Annotated in this window: 1 protein-coding gene; it reads left to right on the top strand. The window is 52.1% G+C overall.

Annotated elements, in window-relative coordinates; translation table 11 throughout:
- A partial coding sequence (locus GY843_RS20930; protein ID WP_297312622.1) for a hypothetical protein occupies positions 1-459 on the top strand: 459 nt, incomplete at its 5' end.
- Between the last annotated feature and the right edge of the window lie 727 nt (positions 460-1,186).

The following is a 1,186-nucleotide window of genomic DNA, read 5'->3' as shown; positions in this document are numbered from 1 at the left end:
TTTTCTGCGGCATTGGATTTCCTGACACGGCGGGAAGACTCCGGGTTGGCGGGCTTTGTTACCCAGGCCTATGTGCCTTCAGGCGGGAATATCCTGCGGGCGGTGATAATTGGGAAAAAGGTTATTGCCTACTGGAAACGTCCGGAAGAACCCGGACAGGTTATAACAACCATCAGCAAGGGGGCCATAATCGACCATCAGTGGCGGCCGGACCTCCAGGAAAAGGGAAGGGCGGCGGCCCAGTCATTGGCTGCAAAGACAGGAATTGATCTTGCCGCAGTTGATTTTGTGTTTCCGCTTTCAGAAAAAGATCCGGAGCCTCTTTTTCTCGAGATCAATTACTACTTTGGAAGAAGGGGCCTGGGAGGGTCGGAAAAATATTATCAGCTTCTTTATCAGGCAATCCGGCAATGGCTGGAAGCCTCAGGGCTGGACCCGGAGGCAGTGCGGCTTGTTTAGATATTGGGGTTTAAAGGTTCAGGGTTCAGAGGTTCAGGGTTCAGGGTTTAAAGGTTCAGGGTTCAGAGGTTCAGGGTTCAGAGGTTCAGGGTTCAGGGTTCGGGGTTCGGGGTTCTGGGTTTTAGGGTTTTCAATCGTCATTCGATTATTCGTCATTCGTCAATCGATTATTAGTCCTTGACCTTGCTTTTCATTCGACTCTACAGTTATCGAGGTTCAGGGTTCAGAGGTTCAGGGTTCAGGGATTCGAGGTTCGGGGTTCCCGTATGAAACTGCATGGTGAATTCGGCGTCCAGTCTTCGAGCCTGTATTCCGGCTTTCGCCTTTATTATGATTGGAAGTCCGAGTGGGCTCGAGGCGCCAGAGGTTAAAGCCTGCTCTCGAAGGCTACGAACGCTCGTAGAGGGTTTGCAACCCTCGACACTGTCGAATCTTGAGTACCAACTTGTGTGAAACTTCAATCAACCCTCGTGCCCGTAAACGTGCCCGTGCCCGTGCCCGGCCCTTATATGAAACTCCGTTGGCCTGAAGTTTCTGATTTCGTTCAAACTGGCCGTTTTTCAGGCCAGCGGCCACGCTTGTATGAAACTTCATGGTGAATTCGGCGTCCAGTCTTCGAGCCTGGATTCCGGCTTTCGCCTTCATTATGATTGGAAGTCCGAGTGGGCTCGAGGCGCCAGAGGTTAAAGCCTGCTCTCGAAGGCTACGAACGCTCGTCGAGGGTTTG

Origin of the sequence: Neptuniibacter sp. (genome assembly GCF_024231755.1) — a bacterium.
In the GTDB taxonomy this organism is placed as follows: domain Bacteria; phylum Pseudomonadota; class Gammaproteobacteria; order Pseudomonadales; family Balneatricaceae; genus Neptuniibacter.
The sequence above is the reverse complement of the archived record's forward strand: the minus strand, read 5'-3'. Positions and strand labels throughout refer to the sequence as shown.